The organism is Streptomyces sp. 184, from assembly GCF_045781775.1.
In the GTDB taxonomy this organism is placed as follows: Bacteria; Actinomycetota; Actinomycetes; order Streptomycetales; family Streptomycetaceae; genus Streptomyces.
In genome coordinates this window covers 2,569,116-2,588,386 of record NZ_CP123230.1, presented here as the reverse complement: position 1 = coordinate 2,588,386, position 19,271 = coordinate 2,569,116, and the positions used below count along the sequence as shown (strand labels likewise).

At 74.0% G+C, this 19,271-nt stretch carries 15 protein-coding genes; 3 read left to right on the top strand and 12 right to left on the bottom strand.

Going from position 1 to position 19,271, the window contains the following annotated elements; all coding sequences use genetic code 11:
• Positions 1–3: 3 nt before the first annotated feature.
• Positions 4–891, top strand: coding sequence for a peptidoglycan DD-metalloendopeptidase family protein (locus tag QBL21_RS11045; protein ID WP_407561943.1), 888 nt, complete (start codon positions 4–6; stop codon positions 889–891).
• A 129-nt stretch (positions 892–1,020) separates the two neighbouring features.
• Here QBL21_RS11045 and QBL21_RS11040 read toward each other — a convergent pair whose 3' ends face one another.
• The 4 genes from QBL21_RS11040 to QBL21_RS11025 form a co-directional block, all read right to left on the bottom strand.
• Positions 1,021–1,824, bottom strand: coding sequence for a hypothetical protein (locus tag QBL21_RS11040; RefSeq protein ID WP_407561942.1), 804 nt, complete (start codon positions 1,822–1,824; stop codon positions 1,021–1,023).
• Positions 1,825–1,942: 118 nt separating this feature from the next.
• Positions 1,943–3,124 (bottom strand): abortive phage infection protein, encoded by a 1,182-nt coding sequence (locus tag QBL21_RS11035; protein WP_407561941.1) that lies wholly within the window; start codon positions 3,122–3,124, stop codon positions 1,943–1,945.
• A 281-nt stretch (positions 3,125–3,405) separates the two neighbouring features.
• Entirely contained in the window at positions 3,406–4,875 is a 1,470-nt protein-coding gene (locus QBL21_RS11030; protein WP_407561939.1) for a sensor histidine kinase, read from the bottom strand.
• Positions 4,859–5,542, bottom strand: a complete 684-nt coding sequence (locus QBL21_RS11025) for a response regulator transcription factor (RefSeq protein ID WP_407561938.1) — start codon at positions 5,540–5,542, stop codon at positions 4,859–4,861. Before QBL21_RS11025 ends, QBL21_RS11030 begins: the two co-directional genes overlap by 17 nt.
• A gap of 114 nt (positions 5,543–5,656) precedes the next feature.
• Between QBL21_RS11025 and QBL21_RS11020 the strand changes: the two genes are divergently transcribed.
• Positions 5,657–6,880 (top strand): hypothetical protein, encoded by a 1,224-nt coding sequence (locus QBL21_RS11020; RefSeq protein ID WP_407561937.1) that lies wholly within the window; start codon positions 5,657–5,659, stop codon positions 6,878–6,880.
• 29 nt (positions 6,881–6,909) lie between these two features.
• On the opposite strand, the gene QBL21_RS11015 is transcribed toward QBL21_RS11020, so the two are convergent.
• From QBL21_RS11015 to QBL21_RS10980, 8 genes are all read right to left on the bottom strand, one after another.
• Complete coding sequence (locus QBL21_RS11015) at positions 6,910–7,920, bottom strand: alpha/beta hydrolase (RefSeq protein ID WP_407561936.1); 1,011 nt, start codon at positions 7,918–7,920, stop codon at positions 6,910–6,912.
• Positions 7,921–8,023: 103 nt separating this feature from the next.
• Positions 8,024–9,673 (bottom strand): phosphodiester glycosidase family protein, encoded by a 1,650-nt coding sequence (locus QBL21_RS11010; RefSeq protein ID WP_407561935.1) that lies wholly within the window; start codon positions 9,671–9,673, stop codon positions 8,024–8,026.
• Between the two features lie 144 nt (positions 9,674–9,817).
• Positions 9,818–12,193, bottom strand: coding sequence for a family 43 glycosylhydrolase (locus tag QBL21_RS11005; protein WP_407561934.1), 2,376 nt, complete (start codon positions 12,191–12,193; stop codon positions 9,818–9,820).
• Entirely contained in the window at positions 12,190–13,659 is a 1,470-nt protein-coding gene (locus QBL21_RS11000) for a sulfatase-like hydrolase/transferase (RefSeq protein ID WP_407561933.1), read from the bottom strand. Before QBL21_RS11000 ends, QBL21_RS11005 begins: the two co-directional genes overlap by 4 nt.
• The gene (locus QBL21_RS10995) at positions 13,656–14,639 is read right to left on the bottom strand and encodes an aliphatic sulfonate ABC transporter substrate-binding protein (protein WP_407561932.1); all 984 of its coding nucleotides are present in this window, start codon (positions 14,637–14,639) and stop codon (positions 13,656–13,658) included. The genes QBL21_RS11000 and QBL21_RS10995 overlap by 4 nt, the downstream gene beginning before the upstream one ends.
• A gap of 89 nt (positions 14,640–14,728) precedes the next feature.
• Positions 14,729–15,508: an ABC transporter ATP-binding protein gene (locus QBL21_RS10990; protein WP_407561931.1), complete on the bottom strand. Its 780-nt coding sequence runs from the start codon at positions 15,506–15,508 to the stop codon at positions 14,729–14,731.
• On the bottom strand, positions 15,505–16,317 hold the full coding sequence (locus tag QBL21_RS10985) for an ABC transporter permease (RefSeq protein WP_407561930.1): 813 nt from the start codon (positions 16,315–16,317) through the stop codon (positions 15,505–15,507). Before QBL21_RS10985 ends, QBL21_RS10990 begins: the two co-directional genes overlap by 4 nt.
• A 16-nt stretch (positions 16,318–16,333) precedes the next feature.
• Entirely contained in the window at positions 16,334–17,536 is a 1,203-nt protein-coding gene (locus QBL21_RS10980; protein WP_407561929.1) for an ROK family protein, read from the bottom strand.
• A 257-nt stretch (positions 17,537–17,793) separates the two neighbouring features.
• Between QBL21_RS10980 and QBL21_RS10975 the strand changes: the two genes are divergently transcribed.
• Entirely contained in the window at positions 17,794–19,173 is a 1,380-nt protein-coding gene (locus tag QBL21_RS10975) for a family 43 glycosylhydrolase (RefSeq protein ID WP_407561928.1), read from the top strand.
• The last annotated feature ends 98 nt before the right edge of the window (positions 19,174–19,271 follow it).

Sequence of the window (19,271 nt, the reverse complement as noted above, 5' to 3'; positions counted from 1 at the left end):
CCGATGCCTCGCAGACCCCTCCACTCCCCCGCCCGAGTCCCCGTCCCCGTCCCCGACCCCGTCCCCGTTCGCGTTCGCGTCCCCGTGTCCGTTGCCGCGCGCCGTCCGGCCCGGCGGGCGGCGGCCGTTCTCGTCGCGGCGCTGCTGGCGCTGCTGGGAGTGACCGCGGCGGCGCCGGCGCAGGCCGACGCGGGCCCGGAACTGGCGCCGAACTTCAAGGCGCCGTTCCCCTGCGGCCAGCAGTGGACGTACAGCCATCACAGCGCCGAGGTGCGCCGTGCGCTGGACTTCATCCGCTCCGACGGCGGCACCACCTCGGGCACGCCGCAGGTGGCGTCCGCCGCGGGTACCGCGACGCGGCACAGCCAGCCGAGCGGCGCCGGCAACTACATCGTCATCGACCACGGCGGCGGCTGGAAGACGTACTACTTCCACCTGGCGTCGTTCTCGGTCGCCAACGGCGCGTCGGTCGCCCAGGGCCAGCAGATCGGCATCACGGGCAGCACCGGCAACTCCTCCGGCGCGCACATCCACTACGAGCAGCTCTACAACGGCGTCGGCCAGGACATCCGCATCAACGGCTCGGCGCTGCCGTATCCGGGCTCGTACGGGCAGTACCACCTGCGCAGCGACAACTGCGGCAACACCAACTTCTCCACCTGGGGCAGCGGTGTGCGGGTCCGCGCGGACGCGTACCTCAGCTCGCCGGTGGTGACGACGCTGCCCGGTCCGACGCCGGTGTTCGTGGAGTGCCAGAAGCAGGGCGACCCGGTGACCGCCGAGGGCTACACGAACGACTGGTGGAGCCGGCTGCGCGACCAGCGCGGGTTCGTCTCCAACATCTACATCGACCATCCGGACGCGAAGCTCCCGGGCGTTCCGCTCTGCTGAGCGCGCTTGGTCCCGCAGGGGCCGGTGTCCCGCACCGGCTCCTGCGCCGGGCTCCTGCGCCGGGCTCCTGCGCCGGGCTCCTGCGGGGTGACGCGCCCGGCTCCTGCGCCGGTTCGTGCGCCGGCCGTTTCACCAGGGCGGCGGTTCTTCGCCCTGCGGCTCCCGGCCCCGGCGCCGGGCGCGCCGCCTGCGGGCCATGCCCGCCAGTGCGATCGCGACCGGGGTGAGGAACACGGCGGCGAAGACGCCCGCGACGGCCTCGCCGGGGATGTCGGGGGCGGAGTCGGTGTTGCCGGTGGCCACGAAGACGACCGCGAGGACGAGGGTGATGCCGACCAGCACGCGGGCCGCGGTGAGGCCGAAGCCCATGGCCTCCATGAGGGAGTTCCCGTCGCGCTCCGAGGCGTCCGCCTTGGCCCGGGCGGCGGTGGTCACCTCCGGGCGCGGCGTCCAGTTCGCGCCGCGGTGGCGCTGCCAGACCCCGCGGATGGCCACCGCCTCGCGGTGGGCTTGCAGGCCGCGGGAGTCGATGACGTTGGGCAGGCTGATGCGGCGCCCGTCGCGGTGGTAGACGACGACGCCCATGACGGGGCGCTTGCGCTCCGCCGACGCGGGCGCGTTGTGCTCCAGTTCGACGGCGACGAGGTCGGGCCAGGCCAGCCGGCGGGTGCGCAGCCAGCGGATCATGAGGCCGTCGTCGTCGACGACCGTCACCCCGCGGAAGGCGCAGAAGGCGAGCAGGAACAGGCCCAGCGCGGCGGCGCAGAACGGGATCGCCACGGGGGCGGGCGCGCCGGCGCCGATGACGAGCAGCAGGCCGAAGAACGCGAGCAGGGCGCCGAAGACGACGCACACCAGCACGAGGAAGATCATTAACCCGATGGAGCCGCGGTACATGCGGACCCGCCCCCCGCTGTCCGTCGCGCCGGCCATCGCGCACCCCGTCCCGTACCGTCCCTGGCTTCTTCGGCCCGCGCTGCGGTCGCGGGCGGTTCGAGCGTAGAGGGTAGGGCCCGCGCCCGGGGAGGGCACCCGGGCGCGGGCCGCCGGGCTACGGCCGGGCGGCGGGGGTGGCCCGGGCGGCGCGGGCGTAGCGGGAGGCGAGCGCGTGGTACGCCTCCTTGGGCTCCCAGTGCCAGGGCGAGGCGGGGTCGCCGGGGGTGTCCTGGACGGACTTGACCAGGCTGTAGCTGACCATGTCGAGGTCGTGCAGCGGGTCGCCGGGCCAGTGCCAGGTCTCCGGGGTGACGAACTCGAAGGCGTGCGCGGAGTGCAGGCCCATCGAGGCGATGACGTCGTACACGTCGGTGACGTACGCGGCCTGGGTGCGTTCGCTGCGCACCAGCGGCTCCTTCAGCTCCGGCGGCTTCTTGTCGTAGTCGATCTTGTACCAGCCCATGCCGCCTTCCGCGGGGGCGCCTTCGTAGGTGCAGCAGCCGAACTCGGCGATCGACACGGGCTTGCCGAAGCGCTGGTAGGTGCGCAGTTCGCGGACGTAGTCCGCGGGGTGCGGGTGGTACGAGTAGTAGTCGATGCCGACGATGTCGAACAGGCCCCAGTCGACCTCGTCGTCCTGGGCGGCGGCGTAGCTCAGTTCGCCGCCGAAGACGGACCTGCCGACGGCGGCGGCGCGGGCGGTGAACTCGTCGAGCTTGCGCTGCATCTCGACGGGGTCGTAGGTGCCGTTCAGCAGGTTCTCGATGCGCTCCAGTGCGTCGGCGCCGGGCAGGATGCCGGGCACGAAGAGCCAGAACTCGCAGCCGACGCTCAGCTCCACCCCGGCGCCCTGGCGGCGCAGTTGCTCCGCGTGCCGGCCGACTTCGGCGAGGTGGTCGAGGATCTCGGCCGGCGGGCGGTCGGCGAGGGTGGGCTCGGCGCGTACGTACAGGCCGTGTTCTGCGGCTTCTTCTGCGGTGGCGGTCAGGCGGCGGACGCCGTCGCCGGTGACCTTCACGGCGTTGGCGTGCAGGCCGTCGCGGACGGCGCGGATGTCGCGGCGCATCCGGGCGGCGCTCCACCTGGTCGCGGGGGTGTCCCCGGCGCCGACGGTGTAGCACACGCTGCGGTAGCGCACGCCGCGCCCGGCGTTGCCGGGCCCTTCGCCCGTACGGCCGACGGCCGCGGGGGCCGCCGCCGTCGGCCGGGCGGCCGCGCCGCTGCCGGCCGCGACGGACCCGGCCGCCGCGGCGGCGCCCAGTCCCGCCGCCCCCGCGAGGAACCGCTTCCGGCTCATCCCCTGTGCCTGCACTCCGCGTTCCTGCACCTGCGCCTCCCGTGGCGTTGCGCGCACCTCGGCCCGCCGGCCTGCGCGGCCGGGCCCTACCCCGCACATTAACAGAGTACGCGCTCTAGTAATGGCGGGAGACGTCGGGAAGCGGCCCCGCAACACCGCCCGGCCCCCGGCGCGTTGGGCGTGGGCCGTAGGGATGGTTCGGTCCGTGGCCCGCCCGACCGGACCCCGACCGGACCCCGGGCGGGTCCCGGGCGGGTCCCGGGCGGGTCCTGCGCGGGTTGTCAGGGCATCCGGCGGGGGAGCCGGCCGACGGCATGCGCACCTTGCGGCGCGTCGGTGAAGCACAGCGTGCCGCCGTGGTGGTCCGCGATCTCCCGGGCGATGGCCAGACCGAGACCGGCTCCGCCGGACTTGCGGGCACGCGCGTCCTCCAGCCGGCTGAACCGCTCGAACACCCGCTCCCGGGCGGCAGCCGGTATCCCCGGGCCGTCGTCGCGTACGTCGATCCGCACCGTCTCGACGCCGTCGTGGCGCTCGGCGCAGACGGCCACCGCGACCTCCCCGTCGGCGTAGCGGCAGGCGTTGCTCAGCAGGTTGCGCAGCATGCGCTCCAACTGGATGCCGCTGCCCGCCATCCACGCCGGCGGCCCCGAAGCGCCAAGGCGGATCTCCAGCGGGTGCGAACGGCGCAGATGGCGGTGCTCCTCGACCAGGTCGTGGACGAGGTCGGTGAGGTTGACGGGGTCGCGCGGGAGGGGCGCGGTGCCGTCCAGCCGGGCCAGCAGGAGCAGGTCCTCGCTGAGGCTCTGCATCCGTTCCATGTCGTGCAGTGCGCTGCGCACGGCTGTCTGCCAGTCGACCTCTTTCGGGTGCGCCAGGAGCGATTCGAGCGATGCGCGCACCGCCGCCAGCGGGCTGCGCAGCTCGTGCGAGGCGTCGCCGATGAACTGCTGCTGGAGTTCGGTCGAGCGCTCCAGGCGGTCCAGGATCGCGTTCGTGGTCAGCGCCAGCCTGGTCAGCTCGTCGCCGCCCTTGGGAACGGGCACGCGCCGGTCCAGCGAGCGAAGGGTGATGTCCTCCAGCTCCTCGCGGATGGCGTCCACGGGACGCAGCGCCCGCCCGGCCGTCACCCAGGCGACGGCGCCGATCACGACGGCGGCAGCCTGCGCCAGGTAGAACAGCTCCCCCTGGTACTGGCCCGGCCCCCAGCCGAGGGAGCCGCCGTTGACCTCCGCCATCTCGGACGTGATCGAGAGCACGGCGGAGAAGGCGAGCAGTGTTCCGCCGTACGCGACGAGGGCGAACCGGGCCCGCAGTGGCACTCCGCAGCCGGAGGGCTGCGCGGACAGCCACGCCGCGCCGCCGACCGTGATGCCGAGGAGAGGGCCGACGAAGAGCGGAGTCTCGACGACTGACAGGACGGACCTGTTCGTGCCGTAGCCGTAGTAGGCGTCGAGCGGGCTGCCGAAGCCGGCACGGAAGGCGAACTGGACCGCCGTGATCCCGCCCGCCCCGAGGGCGCCCCACAGCCGCGTCCGCGGGGAACCGCCCTTTCCCGTCACCCAGGCGATCACCACCACGAGGGCCACCACCGGCAGCCCGCCGAAGCGCAGCAGCGGGGGCACGAAGAGCACCGCACCCGCGGCGAGGCCGGCCGCGACGGCCGTACGGGCCCGGGGATCGCCCGCCGCGCGGCGCAGCAGGCGGGGCCGGAACGTCGTCGGGCCCCCGGTGTCAGCGGGCGGTGGCATGGCCGGTCATCAGGTAGCCGGCGCCGCGCACCGTCGTGATCGAGCGGCGGCCGAAGGGGCCGTCGATCTTCCGGCGCAGGGCGCTGACGTAGACCTCGACGATGTTCAGGTCGCCGTCGAAGTCCGCCGACCACACCTGCTCGGCGATCTCCGTCTTCGAGACGACCTCGTCGCTCCGGCGGGCCAGGCACTCCAGCACGGCGAACTCCTTCGCCGTCAGCGCGACCCTGGCCTCCCCGCGCCCGCACGAGCGGCCCGCCGGATCGATCCACAGGTCGCCGATGCGCAGCACCGCCCGTGTGCGCGAGCCGCCCCGGCGGAGCAGCGCGCGCAGGCGGGCTTCCAGCACCACGTACGAGAAGGGCTTGGCCAGGTAGTCGTCGGCGCCCGTGTCCAGCCCTTCGGCCTCGTCGTACTCGCCGTTCTTGGCCGTCAGCATGAGGATGGGCGTGCCGACGCCCTCCGCCCGCAGCCGGGCGCACACGCGGTAGCCGTTCAGCCCGGGGAGCATGATGTCGAGCACGATCGCCTGGTACGGGTACTCCCGCGCCAGGTGCAGGCCGGTGTGGCCGTCGTGGGCCACGTCCACGGCGTAACCGGCCGCCTCCAGGCCCCGCTTGAGGGACGCGGCGAGCCCTTCCTCGTCGTCGACCACCAGTAGCCGCATGCGTCCAGTATCCCCGCGGCCCCGTCCGCTTCCTGAAGGAACTCTTCAGGTCTGAAGCGCTCTTCAGGGTCCTTCAGCGTCCTCACAGCGGTCGCCGGACAACATCCGGTTCCCATGACGGTTTTTCCGCGTACGGACCCGGCCCGTTCCTCCACCCGTTCCTTCACCCGGCGGCTCCGGCAGGCGCTGCGCGCCGCCGCGTCGGCGGCACCGGCGGCGGCACCCGCGCTGGCGGCGTACGCGGCGGCGCGGCTCACCGGGCTGCTCCTGCTCTGCGCGGGCGCCGCGCTGACGGACGAAGACCCACTGCACCGGCTCAACGGCCGCTGGGACTCCGTCTGGTACCAGCGCATCGCGCAGAACGGGTACGGCTTCGAGGCCCGCCTGCCGGACGGCGGCGTCCACCCGGACCTCGCCTTCTTCCCGCTCCTGCCCGCGCTGGAGCGGCTGTTGGCGGCAGCCTCGCCGCTCGGCGTCGCCGATGCCGGGCTGCTGGCGGCGTGGGTCTCGTCGCTGGGGGCGGCGTGGGGCATCTACGCGGTGGGCGCCCACGTCGCCGGCCACCGCACCGGCGTCCTCCTGGCCGCCCTGTGGGGCACGCTGCCGACGGGGTTCGTCCAGTGGATGGCCTACACCGAATCCCTGTTCACGGCGCTCACGGCGTGGTCCCTGCACGCCGCCCTGACCGGCCGCTGGCAGGCGGCCGGGCTGCTGGCCGCGGTGGCAGGGCTGTGCCGCCCGACGGCCGCCGCGCTGATCGCCGCACTCGGCGCCGCCGGGGCCGCACACCTGGTGGCAAAGGCCCGCGGCGGTACCCCGGTCGGCACGCTGCTGCGCCAGAACCGGCGCCTGCTCACCGGCATGCTCCTCGCCCCGCTGGGCTGGCTCACGTACCTGGCCTACGTCGGGGTGCGCGAGAACAGTCCCTTCGGCTACTTCCACGTCCAGGCGGCCTGGGGCAACCACATCGACGGCGGCGCCGCCCTTGCGGCCTTCACCCGGGACCTCCTCACCGGCCCCTGGCCCTCCCCTCTCGCCGGCGCCGGCGTGTGCGCGGCGCTGGGGCTGGTGGGCCGGCTCCTCTGGGTTTGTGTTCGCCAACGCCTGCCGCTCGCGCTGATCACGTACGCCTGCGCCGTCGTCATCCTCTCCCTCGTCGGCGCCGCCTACTTCGGCTCCCGCCCCCGCCTCATGACCCCGGCCTTCCCGCTGCTGCTCCCCCTCGCGGCGCCCATGGCGCGCTGGCCCGCGCGGCGGAGGGCAGCGGCGGTGGGTGCGGCGGCGCTGGTCTCGGGCGTGTACGGCGCGGTGGCGCTGCTGGGCAACGGACCGCCGTGAGCGGCCCGTTGCCCCGGGCGGGCCTCCCGTCAGCGGACCTTCAGCGCGCCGAGCAGCATCGGCAGCGAGGCGTGCAGTTCGCGCTCCCAGTACTCCCAGCGGTGGGTGCCTGGCCCGTAGAGGTTGGTCGTCACCTTCTTGGCGCCGACCCGCTTCAGCTCGGCGGCCAACGCCTGGTTCTGGCGGTTGAAGTCCGCCTCCAGCGCGTCCGTCGCGCCGGGCGGGTCGAGCGGTCCCGCGGTGCCGTCGCCGCAGGAGAGGTAGACCGGCGTCGACTTGAGCTTCTTCGCCAGGTAGTACGGGTCGTGGGCCTGCCAGATGGCGCGCTGGTCGACCGGGTCGCCCCAGACGCGGCGCGGGTCGTCGCCCTGGCCGCCGAAGAAGCCCATGATGCGGTTCACGGACTCGTCGTCGAGCAGCGGGTGCGCGGCGCCGGAGTAGGAGGCGGCGGCCTTGAACATGCCGCGGTGCCGGGCGGCGTACATCAGCGCGCCCTGCCCGCCCATCGACAGGCCCGCCACCACGCGGTTGGTGCTCGCGCCCCAGTCGCTCTCCAGCAGCCGGCGCAGCTCGTCGGTGTGGAAGGTCTCCCACGCGGGGTCGCCGCCCGCGCCGAAGTTCCACCAGTCGCTGTACCAGCCGTTCCAGCCGGCCTCGGGCATGACGACCAGGACGTCGCGCAGGCTGTCGGTCTCGTCGACGTCGGTCGCGGAGGTCCACGCGGTGTAGTCGCCGCAGCAGCCGTGCAGCAGCCACAGGGTGGGCCAGTCCTGCGCGGGGTCCTCCGGGTCCCAGCCGTCGGGGGTCAGCAGGCGTACGGGGACGGTGCGCCCGCCGAGGGCGGGGGACCGTACCGACAGGTCGACAAGGCGCTCGCCGACCCGGGTGACGCCGACGACCTCGGCGTCGCCCCGGGGGCCGCCCTTGGCGGCGGCCTCGGGTGCCGCCGCGGCCAGCGAGGGGGCGGCGGGCACGAGGGTGAGGAGGACGGCGCCGAGGACGAGCAGCAAGCGGTTTCTCACGGTCTGAACGGCTGTCATGGTGCGGCTCCTTGGGGGTGGCTCGCAGGACGTTCGGACGTGCGGGTTCAGGCGAGCGGGTACGGGCGTGCGGGCGCGGGCGTAGGGGCGCGGGGGCGCCCGGTCAGTGCCGTTTCGGGAGGATCAGCAGCGCGTCGCCGACCGGGCGCTCCCCCGCCGCGTCGGACGGGTCGTTGATCACCCGCCCGCCGGCGACCATCGTGGTCGACCCGCCGCCGTCGAGGTTCACGGCGTCGCGCAGCCCCAGCGCGCGGGCGACGTCGGCGCTCTCGGGGATGCTCAGGCCCAGGGAGCCGGTGGCGCGGCCGTCGGCGGTGACGAGGACGGTGCGGCCGGCTGCGTCGACACCGGCGAGGGTGCGCGGGTTCCGCTTGTGCATCCAGCCGTAGTAGAAGCTCGGGTTGCCCGGCTGGACCATGCCGTCGGCGGCGGGCGTGACGTGCGTGCGCCCGTCGCGGACGAGTTCGGGGCCGCCGTTGACGACGGCCGTGCCGGGCGGGGTGGCGAGCGGCCGGCCGCGGTCGTCGCGCAGCCCGTGGCGTATCCGAAGCTTCTCGCCGGGGCGGGCGAGGCCGGCGAGTTCGGCCGCGTGCTCGCCGGTGGCCTGTACGGAGCTGCCGCCGGCCGGCAGCGCGCCGCCGCGCGGCGAGCGCAGTTCGACGACGCGGTCGCGGGCGTCGAGCACGGCCTCGGTGCCTTCGCCGGCCGGGGTGCGGGGGCCGTACTCGCCGGTGAAGGCGACGACTTCGTCGGCATCGGTGCAGGTGGCGTCGTGCCGCGGGAGGGCGGTGGGGGTGTCGTCGGCGGTGCCGCCGCAGTTGCGGATCAGGCCCGGTACGCGGTCGATGCCGTCCAGCGGCAGCGAGCCGCCCCGGGCGGTGACGCGGCCCTGCCAGCCGAGCCGGGTGACGCCGGTGCCGCGGGCGGAGTCGCGCAGCACCAGCGCCGGGCGCGTGCCCACGCTCTCGCTGAGCAGCCGGCCGTCGTAGACGCCGGCGCCGGCCGGGTCGCCGGGTGCGCCGGCGCGCGGGTCGAGGACGAAGAACCCGGCGTTCACCCCGGCGGTCGCGCCCGCGGCGGCGGCCAGTTCGCTGGTCTTCTCGCGGTTTTCCAGGTCCGGGCCGTAACCGGCGACCAGCCCGCCGCGAAAGGCGCGCGGGTCGACGGTCAGGACGTCCACGCGCCAGGTGCCGCTGACGCCGGGGTCTCCGTCCCAGCCGGTGTACGCGGCGGAGCCCGCGTACCCGGCGGCGACCAGCCGGGCCCGTGCGGCGTCGGCCGCGGCCTGCCCGTCGAACTCGCCGACGCGGACGCGCCAGCCGAGGGTGCCGCCGGCGAAGTCGGCGAGGGCGGGCGTCGTGACCTCCTCGGCGCGGGCGGCGAAGCCCTCGCCGGTCAGCTTCGCGGCCAGTTCCTCCGCGCTGGCCCGGTCCCGCAGCGCCGCGGGCGGCGCGTCGGGGTCGGGCGAGCCGGTGCCGCCGGGGATGGACACCTCGACGGTCCACGGCAGTTGCGCGGTGCCGGCGCCGCGCACGATGCGGGTGAGGGTGACGCCGGGTTGCAGCGTCTCGGTGGTCCGGGTCTCGGTCAGCCCGGGGTCGCCCAGGGGCAGGGGCCGCGCCGCCACCGGGGCCGGCGCGGACGGCACGGGCGGCGCGGACGGCAGGGGCGACGCCGACGACGCCGACGGCATGGCCGCGACCGAGGCGAGGAGCGCCAGGACCGTGCCCGCGCCGAGCAGTCTGCTGTTCACATGGGCCTCTCGGAGGTGGCGTACCGCGGACGTACGAGGCGGCCCCGCCGGCACCGGGGTGCCGGCGGGGCCGGTGGACCAGCCTCAGCAACGGTGAGCGCGGCCGGGCCGATCGTCAAGACGTCGGAGCCGATCAGCGTGGCGTCACCGGCTCCGGTGGGTGCGTACGTAGTCGAACCGGGCGACCGCCCCTTCCCTGTTCATCGACACCAGACCGATCTTCAGCCGTTCGTCGCCCGGCAGCGTCCACACGCCGTTGTGCACCCAGGTCCGGCCGTCGCGGCTGGTGGCCGCGCGCACCTCGTGCTCGCCGCTGCCGCCGTCGTGGCGGTACGTCAGCCGCAGCCACATCGTGTCGGCGGTGGGGCCGCCGAACATGGGGGCGTGGGCGACGGGCGTGGGCGGCGAGGTGGTGGGCCGCGCGCCTTCCTTCCCGAACTCGCTGACGTCGAGGACCGTCCCGCCGCCGCGGCTGAGCGGCAGCGCGGAGTGGGTCATCTTGACGTACTTGTCATCGTTCGCGTAGAGGAGCAGTCCGGCCTGCTGGTTGGGTTGGCCGGGGTCGAAGTCGACCTTGGTGGTGACGGTGTAGTCGCCGTCGGGGGCGTCGCGCAGCAGCACGGATGCGGTGTTGTTGCCGAGGTGCAGCTCGCCGTTCTGCGTGGGCCAGACGAGTTCGCCTCCGCCGCCGTCCGTGGTGACGCCGGGCGCGGGGCCGCGCAGCCAGCTCCACGGCGAGCCGGGCCGGGTGCCGGGCACGGCGGCGGAGGTGAACTCGTCGCTGTGGCCGGGCAGCAGCCGGCCGGTGGCGGGCTCGGGTACGCGCTTGGTGACCGGCTCGTGGAGCCGGGCCGCGCCCACGTTGTCGGCCGCCGCGCCGGTGCCGCGGGCGGCGGTGCCGACGGCGCCGGGCCGGGCGGCGGCCCCGGGGAGCGTGCGCTCCTGGGCGGCGACGGCGTCGCGCAGCCGGTCGCCGCTGACCTCGACGCTCAGGTGCCCGCGGCGGACCTCGGCGGTGACGTTGTGCCAGGAGTCCCAGTCGTACGAGGCGGGCAGCGGCGTGATCTTCTCGCCGCGGCTGCGGCCGTGCACGACGACGTCGGTGACCAGCGCGCCGCGCTTGCGGTCGAGCCAGACCGCGGTGTGGTTGCGCGGGTCGCGGTAGGCGACGGTCAGGCCCGCCGCGCCGTCCGCGGCGGCCACCTTGAGGTCGGCCTCGGCGCGCAGGTCGCGCGGCGCGGCGTCGTCGGTGACGAGGAACGCCCGGCCGGCGCCGCCCTCGTGGGTCGCGTACGGGCCGGAGTCGGCGTCGTCCGCGACCGACCAGCCGCCGGTGCCGGCGCCTTCGGCGTGCCAGCCGTCGAGGGAGCCGCCGGCGAAGGTGCCGCCGGTGTCCCAGTCGGTGACGGGTGCGCGCTGCGGGCCCTCGGAGGGCCCGGCGCCGCCGCGGACGACGGGCCAGCCGCCGATCCAGTCGAGCCGGTCGATGAGCATGGGGCGGCGGGTGAGCTGGCGGTCGGGGAGGGCGGGGATGCGGTCGAGGTCGGGGTCGTCGGCGGGGATGCCGTGGTAGACCAGCCAGTCCTGGCCGGCGAGGTCGGTGGTCAGCCCGTTGTGGCCGGGGCCGATCCAGCGGTTGCCGTTGGCGCCCAGGACGATGGCGCCCTTGCTGGTCGGCGCCATCAGGTCGACGCCCCCGTCGTCGCGGAAGGGGCCGGTGGGGCTGGTGGAGCGGCCGGCCTTGACCTGGTAGCCGCTGTACGCGCCGTCGCAGCAGCCGGCGTCGGAGTAGAAGAGGTAGTAGTAGCCGTCGCGGCGGACGACGAACGCGCCTTCCATGCGCCGGCCCTGGGCGACCTGGGTCACCTCGCCGGTGATGCGGGTGCGTTCGGCGTTCATCTCGGCGACGCAGAGGATGTCGTAGCTGCCCCAGTACAGGTACGTCCTGCCGTCGCGGTCGGTGAACTGTGCCTGGTCGATGCCGCCGGTGGGGCAGCCGCTGGGCGTGGGCAGCACGGGGCCGGTGTCCGTCCACGGCCCGGTCGGGGTGGGCGCGGTGGCGGCGCCGACGGTGTCGCGGCCGGGGACGGAGTAGGAGAGGGTGTAGTGGCCGTCGTTGTAGCGGATGTCGGGGGCCCACAGCCGCGAGCCCCGGTGCCAGTCGGGCTGGGTGGCGGGGGTGAAGACCTCGCCGGCGTACTCCCAGTTCGCCAGGTCCGCGGAGCGCAGGATCGGCAGCATCCGCTCGTCCTGCTCGCCGCCGGTCTGGAACACGGGGTTCTGGGTGCCGTAGGCGTACCAGTAGCCGTCCTTCCCGCGGATCGTCACGGGGTCGGGGAAGGTGTCGACGACGCCTTCGGTGACCGGGTTGGTGTACGTCCCCGGAGCGGCGGTCTTCGCCTTGCCGTCCGATCCGGAGGCCGTCGCCGGGCCGGAGGCCGTCGCCGGCGACAGCGGCAGCAGCCCTGCCAGGAGCGCGCACAGCAGCAGCGCGGTCCGTGTCCACGTCCGCCTTCTCATGCGGTGGTTCCTTCCGGTTCGAATGCGCTGAGGGTCGGGTCGTGGTCGAGGGCGCCGACGTCGTACATCGGTGTCATCCAGTGGTAGAAGTTGTCGCCGCGCTCGCGCAGCAGGTCGTAGAGCCGGCGCAGCATGCGGCGGCGTACGGGCAGCAGTTCGGGGTGCGCGTAGCGGTTGGTCAGCTCGTGCGGGTCGGCGGCCAGGTCGTACAGCTCGTTGACGGACTCGGGGTTGACGACGAGCTTGTAGCGCTCGTCGCGGATCATGCGCTGCGGGTACGGGAAGTGGTGGCCGTGGAACTCGGCGAGGAGTTCGGTCGGCCACTCGGGGTGCTCGCCGCGTACCAGCGGCAGCAGGCTGCGGCTGTCGACGGCGGGCGCGGGGTCGCAGCCGGCGAGTTCCAAGATGGTGGCGGTGCAGTCGGTCAGCGTCACGAACTCGTCCCTGACCTGCGGCGGGGCGCCGGGGACGCGGACGATGCCGGGGATGCGGTAGATGTCCTCGTACATCGCCGGGCCCTTGTCGTGGAGGCGGTGGGCGCCGGTGAACTCGCCGTGGTCGGCGGTGAAGAGGACCGCGGTCTCGTCGGTGAGGCCGAGTTCGTCCAGGCGGGCCAGGATGCGGCCGATCTGCCGGTCGATGAGGGTGACGTAGCCCCAGTAGACGGCGATGAGCTTGCGGGTGACGTCGACGGGGATGGTGTCGAAGGTCCAGTGGGCGCTGTAGTTCCGCTGTACGGGCGGCTTGCCCTCGAAGGTCTCGGCGATCGAGGGGGGCAGTTCGACGAGGTCGGGGTCGTACATGTCGTAGTACTCGTCGGGCAGCAGGTAGGGCAGGTGGGGGCCGAAGAAGTGGGTGGCGAGGAAGAAGGGGCGGCCGGTCGCGGCGTACGTCTCCAACTGCTCGACGGCGCGGGTGGCGAGGTAGTGCTCGAAGGTGGCCTCGGCCGGCTGGTGGAGCCGGGCGGCGAGGAGGTTGCCGGGGTTGCCGTTGGGGGTGGTGCCGCGGACCGGCTCGGAGATCCGGTACGGCGGCAGCCCCCGCTCGGCGAGGTAGGCGAGGTAGTCGGGGTGGTCGACGGGGTTGTGCCAGCCGGGCAGGTCGGGTCCGTCGAAGCCGTAGGAGGCGGCGTTGCGGTGGGTGCCGCCGTGCCACTTGCCGACCAGGCCGAGTTGGTAGTCGCGTTCGGCGAGGGCGCCGGGGAAGGTGAACGCGTCGTGGCGCAGGTCCTCCAGGTAGCCGACGTTGCGTTCGTAGTTGGCGAGCAGGCGGTGGCGGAACGGCGCCTGGCCGGTGAGCAGGCTGGCGCGGGCGGGGGTGCAGATGGCGGTGGGGGTGTAGCACCGGTCGAAGCGGGTGCCGGTGGCGGCGAGCCGGTCGAGGTGGGGGGTGGCGACGTGCGGGTTGCCGTAACAGCCCAGGGTGTCGACGCGGTGCTGGTCGGTCATGAGGAACAGCAGGTTCACTTGGACGCCTTCGCGTAGAGGTCGCCGCGGTAGTACTCCGCCGGGTCGGGGGCCTCGTCGAGCTGGCCGGTGCCGACGAAGAACTCGGCGAGGTCGTTCAGCCAGTCGCCGACGGTGCCGTCCTCGGACTTGGCGACGAGGTCCTTGGTGGCCAGCAGCTCCTGGTTGGCGGCGTCGGCCCCGACCTTCTCCTCGTCGAGCTTGAGCATCGCGGCGGTGGCGGCGACGGACTCCTCGGGGTTCTCGAAGCGCCAGTCGTTGGCCTGCTGGAGGACTCCGATGACCTTGGTGGACAGTTCGGGGTCGACGTCGGTGCCGGCGACGAAGGCGTTGGGGAAGTAGCCGTCCTCGAAGTCGCGGGTGCTGGCGACCTCTTCGAGGTCGGGGACCTTGGCCTTGATCTCGTCGATCATCGGGTACCACAGGCCGGCGCCGTCGATCTGCCCGGAGGAGAACGCGGAGACGATGGTCGCGGGGTCCATCGGCACCTTCTCGACGTCGTCGATGGACATGCCCTCCTCCTGGAGCGCGAGGTTCAGCGCCATGTCGCCGGAGGTGCCCTCGGGCACGCCGACCTTCTTGCCCTTGAGGCCGGCGAGGGAGGTGATGCCGGGCTGGGCGATGACGCGGTCGGCGTAGCCGAGGGTGTTGACGGCGATGACGTCGGCCTTGCCGGAGGCGGGCAGCCACATGGCGCCGGGGCCGATATAGCCGAAGTCGAGGTCGCCGGCGCCGAGGGCCTGGATCTGGATGGGACCGTTGTTGAAGACGGAGACCTCGGCGTCGAGGCCGGCCTTGTCCCACAGGCCCTGCTTCTCGGCGATGGCCAGCAGGCTGGCGCCGTTGTAGTCGTTGATGTAGCCGAAGCGGACGGTGGAGCCGTCACCGCCGCCGCCGTTGTCGTCGGAGCAGGCGGCGACCGGGAGTGATGTCAGCGCTACGGTGAGTGAGAGGGCGAGGGTACGACGGGTCGCACGCATGGCGGGGTGGTCCTTTCGGGATGTGCTGAAGTCTGGTGGGCTGTACGGGCGTCGGGTGCGGGGCGCGGGCTGCGGACTCGGGTTGCGGGTCAGGCGGCGGCCGGGGCGGTGCCCTGGTGGTAGACGGAGTGCCAGACCTCGTTGCGTATCCGGCCGAACTCGGGTGAGAGCCGGATCTCCTCGGTACGGGGATAGGGCAGCGCGACGTCCACGACGCGGTGGATGCGCCCGGGGCGGGCGGCCATCACCACCACCCGGCTGGCCAGGTAGACCGCCTCGTCGACGTCGTGCGTGATGAACATGACGGTGCGCTTGTCCTGGCTCCAGGTGTCGAGGAGCTGGTCCTGCAACTGCACCCGGGTCAGCGCGTCCAGCGCCCCGAACGGCTCGTCCATCAGCAGCACCTTCGGGTTCACCGCGTACGCGCGGGCGATGGCGCAGCGCTGCTTCATGCCGCCGGACAGCGTCTTGGGCAGCGCGTCGGCGAAGTCGGTGAGGTTGACGAGTTCGATGGCGTGGCCGGCCCGCTTCCTGCGCTCGTCCGCGGCGAGGCCGGCGAGCCGCAGCCCGAACTCGACGTTCTGCCGCACGGTCAGCCAGGGGAAGAGGGCGTACTGCTGGAAGATCACGCCGCGGTCGGGGCCCGGCCCGGTGACGGGGCTGCCGTCGACCAGGACGTCGCCCGAGGTGGGCTCGGCCAGCCCGGCGGCCATGTTGAGCAGGGTGCTCTTGCCGCAGCCGGAGGGGCCGACGACGGTGACGAACTCGCGGTCGGCGATGTCGAGGGACACCCCGTCGAGTGCGGTGAAGTCGGTGCCCTTCATCGGGAAGGTCTTCACGACGTCCCGGAAGGAGATTTTCTCGGTCATCGGCGCTCCTGCCAGCCGGTGAGACGGCGCTCGGCGAGCAGCAGCAGCCGGTCCATGACCAGGCCGAGCACGCCGATGGTGATGAGTCCCACGAAGATGGTGTCGAGGTCGTAGTAGGTCTGGGCGTGCTGCATGCGGAAGCCCAGGCCCTCCTGGGCGGCGATCAGCTCCGCGGCCACCACGGTGGCCCAGGCGGCGCCGAGGCCGATGCGCATGCCGACGAGGATGAACGGGGTCGACGCCGGGATCACGACCTTGAGGAAGATGACGCGGTCGGAGGCGCCGAGGACCCGGGCGGCGTTGATGAGGGTGCGGTCGACGTCGACCACGCCCTGGAAGGCGGCGACGACGCAGGACAGGAACGCCGCCAGGAAGATGACGAAGACCTTCGGCGTCTCGCCGATGCCCATGAGCACGATCGCCAGCGGGATGAGCGCCAGCGGCGGGATGGTGCGGAAGAACTGGACGTACGGCTCCAGCAGCCCGCGGGCCGTGGGGTACCAGCCCATCAGGAAGCCCACGGGGATCGCCAGTGCCGTGCCGAGCGCGAAGCCGGTGAAGACGCGGCGCAGGCTGGCGAGGAGGTCGTCGGCGAGGGTGCCGTCGGCGATCAGGTCGCCGGCCTTCTGCGCCACCGCCAGCGGCCCCGGCAGGCTCTCCACGTTGAGCGCGGCCAGCACCGCCCAGACGGCCACGCCGGCGGCGAGGGCGACGAGGTTGAGTACGAGGGAGCGGACCGCGCCGCGCCGTTCGGTGCGGCGGGTGCGCGGCCGGGCGGCCTGCTTCCGGGGTGGGGTGATCACGGCCATACGTACCTCGTTCGTCTCACGCGTCGTCCTGGGGACCGGCGTCTGCGGGGTAGTGGGAGAGCAGGGGGGATTCGTGGAGCACCAGCGCGATGGCGCCGAGCGCGCCGCCGGTGGCGCCGAGGGTCGCGGGGCGCAGCACCACGCGGTCGCGGGAGGCGGGCATGATGTGCGCGCCGAGGGCCTGCTCGACGGGGCCGGTGAGCGCCTCGCCGGTGCGGGCGAGTTCGCCGCCGATGACGATCACGCCGGGGCCGATCGCGTTGCAGACGGCGGCGAGGACGGTGCCGATGTGGGCGCCGGCGACGGCGAGGACGGCGCGGGCCGCGGCGTCGCCGGCGGCGAGCGCGGCGGTGAAGGCGGCGAGGTCGTCCGCGCGGCCGCCGGCGGCGCGGTAGGCGTCGAGTACGGCGCCGACGGAGGCCACGGTCTCCAGACAGCCGGTGCCGCCGCACTCGCAGGGGGCGCCGGCCGGTACGGCGGTGACGTGGCCGAGTTCGCCGGAGAGCCCGAAGGCGCCGCGGTGCAGGGAGCCGCCGACGACGAGGCCGCCGCCGACGCCGTGGGAGACGCGCAGGTAGAGCACGTCGGCGTCGTCGGCGGCGGCGCCCCAGGTGGCTTCGGCGAGGGCGGCGAGGCGGGTGTTGTTGTCCAGCAGTACGGGCACGCCGAAGCTCTTGCGCAGCAGTTCGGAGAGCACGTCCAGGCGCCGGCCGTCCGCGGTCAGCTCGCCGGGGGCGCCGACGGGGCCGACGACGCCGACGCCGACGGCGTCGAGCGCGCCGAGGCGCAGCGCGCCGCCGGTGAGGGTGCCGACGAGCCGTTCGGCGAGCCGTACGCGCTCCTCCCAGGTGAGGTCGGGGGCGTGCTGCTCGCTGGCGGAGCCGACGATCTCGTGGGCGACGTTGACGGCGGCGACGTGGACGGCGCGGCGGGCGAAGTCGATGCCGAGGGCCTGTCCGGCGTCGGGGTTGAGGGAGAGCTTCTCCACGGGCCGGCCGCGCCGCCGCTCCTCGGCCAGCGGTACGGAGGCGACGACGGCGCCGCTGGCGACGAGGTCGCCGACGATGTCGTAGAGGGTGGTGCGGGACAGTCCGCAGCGGGTCCCGAGTTCGCCGCGGCTGAGGGGGCCGTGCTTGCGCAGCAGGGAGAGCACGAGTTCCTCGTGCTCTCGGCGGAGGCGGGTCAGGGGGCCTGCGGAGGGGTGCATGGCGGACAGCATGGGGACGCCCCGAGTTTTTCGTCAACAGGTCGGAAAAAAGAAACACACGGCCGCAAGGCTCCCGTCACAAAACTCCGTTGCGGCTGCCGCACGATGGATCTTGCGTGACCAGCGGCGATGCCCGGTGGCCCGGGCCGGGCGGCGCGCCGGGCCCGTCCGGATTATTTTTCCGACCTGTTGACGAAAATCTTCGGGCGTTCGCATGCTGGGCGCCAGGCCGCCGGCGCGAGCGGCGCGACGAGGGAGGACGAGAGACGATGACCCACTCCGCGAGCGGTACGTCCATCGGCCGGCGGTCCCTGCTGGCCGGCGCCGGCTCCGTGGGAGCGGCGGCGGCGCTGGGCCCCGCACCGGCGTCCGCGGCGCCGGGATCCGGGGCGCCGGGATCCGGGGCCGGGGACCACCCGGCGGCCGGGAGCGGCACGGGCGGCGGCCCGGGGAACTGGCCGGACCCCGAGCCGTACGGGCTCGCCGACACCCGCGCCGACCTGTGGCCGCGCGAGGACAACTCCTTCGTGCTGCCGCTGGAGTTGCGCCCCCGCGACGAGGAGCGCGGCGTGGTGTGGATGCGGGACACCTACGTCAACTGCTTCGACGTCGGCGGCCGGCCGCTCTACGTCGCCACCGGCACCACCCGCGTCCCCGGGCTGGAGACGGCGAGCCCGTACAACGACGGGATCTTCGTGTGGACGGCCCGCTCGCTGCGCGGCCCGTGGCGGCTGGCCGACACCACCGGCATCCGGCCGGACGCGGAGAAGGGCAAGGTGTGGTCGCCGGAGTTCGCCGGCGAGAACCGGCCGGGGCGTACCGTCGTCGCGCCGTGGCAGGAGTACTGGCACGACGACGTGTTCGGCAAGCGGGCCAACGCCTGGGCGCCGGAGGTGCACTACTTCCGCGGGCGCTGGTACATCGTGGCGTGCATGGGCGACCACGCGCGCCTGGTCGGCTCGTTCATGCTGGTGAGCGAAGGCGGGGTGGAGGGCCCCTACCGGCTCGTCGAGGGGAACCTCGACAAGCCCTTCGGCGACCCGCTGACCGGCGGCCCGCCGTTCATCGAGCCCGGCGCGTACCACCACATCGACGGCAGCCTCTACACCGAGGGCGACGACGCCTGGCTGGTCCTGCACAACGACCTGTACGCGAGGTTCCGCGACGACATGGAGGACATCGTCCCGACGACGAAGCTGCCGCGCTTCGCGCAGCAGCGCTACTCCCCCGAGCCGTATCTGGAGGGCGCGTACGTCTTCCGGCACCGCGGGAAGTACTTCCTGCTGCACGCCGCGTGGAACCGGGCCTCGCTCGACCCGTACGGCAGCACGCGGCACGCGTACGAGCCGGGCGGCGCCGGCCGCGTGCAGTACCAGTACGACGCGGTCGTCGCCGTCGCCGACCGCTTCGAGGGCCCGTACTCCCGGCGCTGGACCGCCGGCGTCGGCGCCGGGCACAACAACTTCTTCGCCGACGCGAGCGGCGGGCTGTGGGCGACGTTCTTCCGCAATCCGAACTTCGGCTACTGGGCCGACCCCGCCCGCATCGCCGACGCCGCCGTCCCCGGCGTCGTACGCCTGGAGTGGACCGGCGGGCGCGACGGACGCATCTACGTGCAGCGCCGCCCGGGGCGCGCGGCCGGCCGCTGACCGCGCTCCCCCCGCGCTCCCCTCCCGGTCCCCGGGTGATCGTCGCCAAGGCGCCCGGCGGACGGCGTACCGGTGGCAGACTGGCCACCGGTACGCCG

Bases quoted from the DNA above. Each gene is read 5' to 3' on its own strand.
- QBL21_RS11040 (WP_407561942.1), bottom strand. From the start codon at position 1,824: ATGGCCGGCGCGACGGACAGCGGGGGGCGGGTCCGCATGTACCGCGGC.
- QBL21_RS10980 (WP_407561929.1), bottom strand. From the start codon at position 17,536: ATGCTGTCCGCCATGCACCCCTCCGCAGGCCCCCTGACCCGCCTCCGC.
- QBL21_RS11015 (WP_407561936.1), bottom strand. From the start codon at position 7,920: ATGACAGCCGTTCAGACCGTGAGAAACCGCTTGCTGCTCGTCCTCGGC.
- QBL21_RS11025 (WP_407561938.1), bottom strand. From the start codon at position 5,542: ATGCGGCTACTGGTGGTCGACGACGAGGAAGGGCTCGCCGCGTCCCTC.
- QBL21_RS10995 (WP_407561932.1), bottom strand. From the start codon at position 14,639: ATGCGTGCGACCCGTCGTACCCTCGCCCTCTCACTCACCGTAGCGCTG.
- QBL21_RS11045 (WP_407561943.1), top strand. From the start codon at position 4: ATGCCTCGCAGACCCCTCCACTCCCCCGCCCGAGTCCCCGTCCCCGTC.
- QBL21_RS11020 (WP_407561937.1), top strand. From the start codon at position 5,657: ATGACGGTTTTTCCGCGTACGGACCCGGCCCGTTCCTCCACCCGTTCC.
- QBL21_RS11030 (WP_407561939.1), bottom strand. From the start codon at position 4,875: ATGCCACCGCCCGCTGACACCGGGGGCCCGACGACGTTCCGGCCCCGC.
- QBL21_RS10985 (WP_407561930.1), bottom strand. From the start codon at position 16,317: ATGGCCGTGATCACCCCACCCCGGAAGCAGGCCGCCCGGCCGCGCACC.
- QBL21_RS10975 (WP_407561928.1), top strand. From the start codon at position 17,794: ATGACCCACTCCGCGAGCGGTACGTCCATCGGCCGGCGGTCCCTGCTG.
- QBL21_RS11005 (WP_407561934.1), bottom strand. From the start codon at position 12,193: ATGAGAAGGCGGACGTGGACACGGACCGCGCTGCTGCTGTGCGCGCTC.
- QBL21_RS10990 (WP_407561931.1), bottom strand. From the start codon at position 15,508: ATGACCGAGAAAATCTCCTTCCGGGACGTCGTGAAGACCTTCCCGATG.
- QBL21_RS11035 (WP_407561941.1), bottom strand. From the start codon at position 3,124: ATGAGCCGGAAGCGGTTCCTCGCGGGGGCGGCGGGACTGGGCGCCGCC.